The 6,218-nt window shown below is 37.1% G+C and carries 7 protein-coding genes; 3 read left to right on the forward strand and 4 right to left on the reverse strand.

What is annotated here, in order from left to right; translation table 11 throughout:
• On the reverse strand, positions 1-246 hold a 246-nt coding region (locus tag BLR79_RS08250), incomplete at its 3' end, for a helix-turn-helix domain-containing protein (protein ID WP_143338835.1).
• A 145-nt stretch (positions 247-391) separates the two neighbouring features.
• On the opposite strand from BLR79_RS08250, the gene BLR79_RS08255 reads away from it, so the two are divergent.
• Positions 392-577 (forward strand): hypothetical protein, encoded by a 186-nt coding sequence (locus BLR79_RS08255; protein ID WP_092086891.1) that lies wholly within the window; start codon positions 392-394, stop codon positions 575-577.
• Positions 578-775: 198 nt separating this feature from the next.
• On the opposite strand, the gene BLR79_RS08260 is transcribed toward BLR79_RS08255, so the two are convergent.
• The 3 genes from BLR79_RS08260 to BLR79_RS09355 form a co-directional block, all read right to left on the reverse strand.
• Entirely contained in the window at positions 776-1,552 is a 777-nt protein-coding gene (locus BLR79_RS08260) for a dimethylarginine dimethylaminohydrolase family protein (protein ID WP_092086894.1), read from the reverse strand.
• 241 nt (positions 1,553-1,793) lie between these two features.
• Complete coding sequence (locus tag BLR79_RS08265) at positions 1,794-2,831, reverse strand: BMP family lipoprotein (protein ID WP_092086897.1); 1,038 nt, start codon at positions 2,829-2,831, stop codon at positions 1,794-1,796.
• Between the two features lie 82 nt (positions 2,832-2,913).
• A complete protein-coding gene (locus BLR79_RS09355; RefSeq protein WP_092086900.1) occupies positions 2,914-5,496 on the reverse strand; it encodes an FtsK/SpoIIIE family DNA translocase in 2,583 nt (860 codons plus the stop codon).
• Positions 5,497-5,599: 103 nt separating this feature from the next.
• Between BLR79_RS09355 and BLR79_RS08275 the strand changes: the two genes are divergently transcribed.
• Both BLR79_RS08275 and BLR79_RS08280 read left to right on the forward strand, forming a co-directional pair.
• Positions 5,600-5,875, forward strand: a complete 276-nt coding sequence (locus tag BLR79_RS08275; RefSeq protein WP_159427637.1) for an acylphosphatase — start codon at positions 5,600-5,602, stop codon at positions 5,873-5,875.
• Between the two features lie 105 nt (positions 5,876-5,980).
• Positions 5,981-6,218 (forward strand): helix-turn-helix domain-containing protein (locus BLR79_RS08280; RefSeq protein ID WP_143338836.1); only part of this gene is annotated, 238 nt, incomplete at its 3' end.

The following is a 6,218-nucleotide window of genomic DNA, read 5'->3' on the forward strand; positions in this document are numbered from 1 at the left end:
AGCCTCTGGCGAGTAAATTCTATCGTAGTACTCATATACTTTTCCTGTTTGAGCCGTCACCTTTCGAACTTGTCGAACAGTGCCACGCTTAATCTCGTTACTAATCGTCGTATGATGGTGGCCTAAGCGGCGCCCCATTTCTCTATAGCTATGTCCTTCTTCAAGGTAGGCTTCAATTTTATAGCGTTCACCTAGAGTCAAATGCTTGCCTGTATTATTCGTTGTGTTATCATGTAGTTGCGTCATGTGATTTCATCCTTTCATTGGGTCTGCTAACTACAATGATAACATGAAATCCACATGGCGTTTTTTATTCACAAACGGGCGGCTAAGTTGATTATATAATCCACCATTAGAAAACAAATGGGATGACCTTAATGAGTTACTAAAATTGTATAACGTTTTAAACTTACCTACACAACTTAATGATTTAAATCTAACTTTAGATCACTCTCACTTAAATGATGCGCTCCAAGCCATGTGTGAAGGTGAAAAGTTGATGCAAGTCGTTTTTCCAACGATTACGACTCAAGATATCTTTAATGCGATGAAACAACTCGAAGAGTACACTAACTAACTTTCTTTCCAATAAACTTTAAGCCATCTTTTTAAAGCCTATTTTTGATTATCCAAAGATAGGCTTTTTATTGAGCAGTCTTTTAGTAAAAGTATTGTCCTATTAAAAAAGTCTAAAGATATGCGCTGCTGACACATCTTTAGACCTCCTGGAAATCTTTAGAATTCTAAATGATTTATTTGGAACTCGTATCTATTTTTAAAAACGTAAAGATAAACAACTTAACCCTCCATCGATTTTTCTAAACTCTGAAGTGTCGATAACGATGACTTCGTACCCTAAATGTTCAATCGCTTTTCTTACTTTAGGAAAATCTTCAGGCACAATGACTTTTCCATTGATCCAAAGACAGTTAGAAGCATAAGCTTCGTCTGAATCAACAACAATTTTATTGAAGTTTTCAAAATGAGGATTATCAATAAACTCTCCTGACACAAGTAAGTTATTATCTTCAATGTAATTCACACCTGTTTTTAAGTGAAGTACTTCTGTTAGCGGAATTTCGACGACCTCTTTACCGTAACTTTCTAAAATTTCACGAACTTGGCGAATTCCTTCTTTATTGGTTCGCTCTGATCTACCTACATAAAACGTGTCGCCTACCATCATAATATCTCCTGGCTCTACTGTACCGGGTGCTTTAATTTCATGAACATTGGTGTAGAAACTTTGAATCATATTTCTGAAGTCCTCTAACTGTGTTTCTTTCATACGTGTATCTGCGCCTGGTCGGGAGATGATCACACATTTATCCGTACATAATGCGGTATCTTCCATGAAGCATGAGTCAGGAAAATCATCATTGGGTGGTAAGATATTAACCTTCACACCACAACGTGTTAAAGCTGAGACGTAATGTGAATGTTGCACCAGCGCCTTTTTATAATCTGGTTTACCTAGTGTAGTATCAGATGTAATTCCTTCGCTAATCCCTTGACCAGGAAGTCGAACAATTGCATTTTTAAAGTGTGTCATAGTTCTGTCCTCCATTTTATATTTTTCAGTCGCTTTTAATTTTTTATATTATTTAAAGCACTTCGGTCAATATACCACTTGTCTCATTTTTACACAAGGGATATCTCATCATTATCTAATCCATAAATCATTTAATCTTCATTTTTACACTAAAAATGACATATAAAAACTCCCCTAACGTTAAATAAATAGCGTTAGGGGAGTCACTCTCTTTCTGAGAGTACTTATATTAAAATATTCATTAACGTTCTGGCTTTTCAGGAACTTCTAATTCACCATCGATAATTTTTCCACGATATTCTTCGACTTTTGCCCATACATCGTCTGATAAATTGCCTTTTGTTAAGCCAACGCCTTCTTCTTTTAGACCAAAGACTTTTTCGCCTGCTTGGAATCCGTCTTTATTTGTGTCGTTAGCAAATTGTTGAACGGCATTTCCAACTTCTTTCAAGCTAGAAGTTAAAGTTAAGTGACGCTCTTCTCCGTCAACAGTAACAATTCCTTCTTCTTCTTGGTCGCGGTCAACTCCTACAACCCAAATGTCGCGTTCTGGGTCATTTTCAACGATATCTTTTGCTTCTGAGAAGACGCCATTACCTGAATCTCCAGCAGCATGGTAAATAACATCTACGTCATTTGCGTACATTGTTGCGGCAATTTGTTTACCTTTAGCTGGGTCTGCAAAACTACCAACATATTCAACTGTAATTTCAATGTCTGGATTAACTGCTTTGGCTCCTTCAACAAATCCTGCTTCAAAGCGGTCAATAATGAACCCTTCTACTCCACCAACAAATCCTAGTTTATTTGTTTTTGTAGCTGAAGCGGCTGCAACTCCCGCTAAAAAAGCAGCTTCATTGTCTTTAAAGTTTAAAGCAGCAACGTTTGGTGCATCAACAAATCCATCGACAATAACAAACTGTTGATCAGGATATTGAGCTGACATTTCAGTCATCGCATCAATTAATTTGAACCCAATTCCGTAAATCAAATCAAAATCTGCGTTCACCGCTTGAGTAAAGTTAGTAATGAACTCAGAATCATTATTTGATTGCAAGTAGTTATACCCACCGGCACCTTTTTCTAAACCGTGCTCCTCACCGTAGGCTTGAATTCCTTCCCAAGCACTTTGGTTAAAGGATTTATCATCAACCCCACCTTGGTCTGTTACCATGACAATTGACGCAGCATCTTCTGCTTGAGCGACTTGGACTAAAGGTGTCACGATCACGCTGGCAGCCATTAATCCACTTAACATTGCTTTAACTAAACGCTTCATTGCATTACCTCCTTGATAGTTTTGGAATACGCTTTCTACTCCATTATTATCATAGTCGATTTCCCTTATAAATACAACAATATTAGTCCTGATTCTCTGACAACTCTTGAATATTTTCAGTAATTAATACTTGGCGAGGTTTGCTTCCTTCAGAAGGTCCGATCATTCCTATGGCTTCTAAATCATCCACTAATCTTGCTGCACGGTTATAACCGATTCTAAACTGGCGTTGAAGTTGGGAGATACTAATGGTGTCTTGATGTTTAATAAGTTCAACAACTTCATCAAAGTATTCATCATCCGACTGTTCAGCTTGCTCTACCGCTTCTTGAGTGACAATCATTGATTCATCGTACTCTTCCTGTCGTTGTTCTTTAATAAACTCAGTAATGCGTTCTACTTCTTCATCAGAAATATAAGCTCCCTGGATTCGAATCGGTTTATTCATCCCCATTGGTTGGAATAACATATCTCCACGTCCTAGAAGTTTTTCTGCTCCATTACTATCAATAATTGTTCGAGAATCTGTACCACTAGATACCGCAAAAGCTAAACGTGACGGAATATTTGCTTTAATAATTCCTGTAATAACATCAACTGATGGACGTTGAGTGGCTAAAATCATATGAATGCCTGCCGCACGTGCCATTTGAGCTAAACGAATAATGGCTTGTTCCACATCATTACTCGCCACAAGCATTAAGTCAGCTAATTCATCAACAAAGACCACAATTCGCGGCATTTTTTCATAATCTGTTTGGTTTTCTTTATTATAGTCATCCACTTGATCGTTATAGCCATCAATATTACGTACACTCATTGCCGCAAACATTTCATAACGTCGCTCCATTTCTAAGACGACTTTATTTAATGCTTGCGCTGCCTTACGTGGGTTAGTGACAACAGGTGTTAGAAGATGGGGAATGCCGTCGTACATCGCAAACTCAACTTTTTTAGGATCTACCATTAAAAATTTCACTTGTTCTGGCGTTGCTTTCATCAGTAATGACGTAATAATAACGTTCATCCCGACTGATTTACCACTACCTGTCGCTCCGGCGATAAGTAAGTGGGGCATTTTCGATAGATCGGCTAATTGAACTTTACCGGAAATATCTCGTCCCATCGGCACTTCCAACAGATGAGGACTTTTTAGAGCTGGATCAATAATTTCCCAAAAAGAGACAGGACTTACTTGATGGTTAGGCACTTCGATTCCAATAAGGGATTTACCTGGAATGGGCGCTTCAATCCGAATATCTCTAGCAGCCAGTGATAAGGCAATATCGTCAGCTAAAGAAACAATCCGACTTACCTTTACTCCAATGGCTGGTTCTATCTCATATTTAGTAACTGAGGGTCCCAGGTTTGCTTTGACCACTTTAGCATCTACCCCAAAGCTTTTAAACGTTAGTTCTAACTTTTCAATATTTTGATTGATACGTTGATATTCTTCCGTTTGATCTACAGGAGGAATTTTAGTTAATAAAGCTTTAGTTGGTAATTGATATGTTTGAGATCGATTTCTTTTCTTGTCTTTTTTAATGGATGGTTGTTCTTTTTTAACACTCTCTTCTACTTCATTTTCTGTTGTAGAGGCAACTCCTGATTCCTGTTGCCAATGGTGAGCAGCTTGTAAAGGAACAGGCTCTTCATTAACATTTTGACTTTCTGGACTAGAAAAAGAAGACTCAATGGGTTCATTACTTGCTTCTTCTAAATAGTGAGAAGTATCGTCTGATGCTACTTGAGTGGTATCTTCATCAAAATAATCCAAGTCTAACACTACATTTAAAGGTCGATGAGATTGAGCCGTCGATGCTTTAGGATCCGACTGCGAATAGGTTTCAAATTGATCCATATTCTCGGGTTTAATATTATGATCATGATCCGAATGCAAAATAGGTGGTGTTTCTTTATCGATGACGTCCTGTTTGAAAACAGAAACCAATTTTTCTTTTAAAGTCTGTGTTTTGGAAGAAGGTACTTCAATTGTTACTTCTTCATCTTCTTCCTCTTCCAACTCTTCTTGGTTAAAAATTTCTTTTAAATGTTGACCCATATTTTTGAATGTTTGAGGGAAACCTTCCATATTTTTAACACTCTTTTGAAAGACTAATGGCATATCTAACAAGGAACGATCAACAATAAAGATAAGTCCAACAATAAATAAGATAAATGACAACAATTTAGATCCGGCGATACCAAACAAATAGCTAAATAAGTAAGATAAAAAGGCTCCTAACATTCCTCCCCCAAGAGAATGTAACGTCTGACTTGTTAACAGATCTTCTTTAAAAGTTGCAAATGTTTGATTAAAAATGGATACAGATGGATCTAATAAAGGATAAAAAGTGCGCAGATGCAAATAAAGTGTTAAAGAGGTAAGAATTAAAAGTCCTCCTCCTAACCGCTTAGAAGATAATTCTCCAGCATCGCCTTTAATCATTAAGTACACCGCATAAAAAAAGAAACCAACTAAACCCAATGAGTATAGTTCTCCGATAAGAAGACGCAATAAATTGACAAAAAGGATGCCTAATGCGCCCCATTCAAAACTAGCTAAAATTGAAAAAAAGAGCAATACTAAGCCGACAACAAAATAAAAAGGTTGGTATTGCGCTTTAACTTTTGAAGTTTTAGTTCGTGTTCTTTTATTCGCCATATCATTCCCTCCTTACTTTTTCTGTTATAATGAAAACAATACTATTGTACCATGAATCGAACATGTTTTCGAATAGACAATAGAGGATAAAGGAGGAAGAAAATTGACAACTTATCATGTTATTTTCAAAGGACACGTACAAGGTGTTGGTTTTAGAGCTCATGTAAAGTCTTGTTGTGACGTTTTCAATGTCCCAGGAACCGTGCGTAATAAGACTAATCTAGATGTGGAAGCCTATTTCCAAACCAATGAAAAAACGTTTCAAGCATTAATTGACCGCATTCAGCGAACAGCTCATCGTTTTGTCAAAATTAATGCAATTGATTGGGAAATTGTAAACGATGAAACAAATTATACGACTTTTAAAATCATCCATTAGTTGTAAGGGTATCATACATATGTGACACGAAAACATAAAAAAAGAGGAGCTTCTGGTACACTATATTTAACGAATAAAAAACAATAGTGTGAAAGGAAGCTCCCCATGAAGTCAATTATAACAGAAGAAATGCGATATAGGCAAAAAGTTGTTGAGTATGCGGAAAAATATGATAATAACGCCAAAGCAGCCCGTCGTTATGGCACAAGTCGTCAAAATGTCCAACGTTGGCGCAAGCGTTACGATAAGACGTGGGATAGCTTACGTAACAAAAGTCGCCGTCCTCACAGTCATCCAAACCAACATACTCAAGAAGAACTTCAACTGATTCAGAAAAAATACC

Origin of the sequence: Dolosicoccus paucivorans, assembly GCF_900100125.1 — a bacterium.
GTDB classification, from domain to species: domain Bacteria; phylum Bacillota; class Bacilli; order Lactobacillales; family Aerococcaceae; genus Dolosicoccus; species Dolosicoccus paucivorans.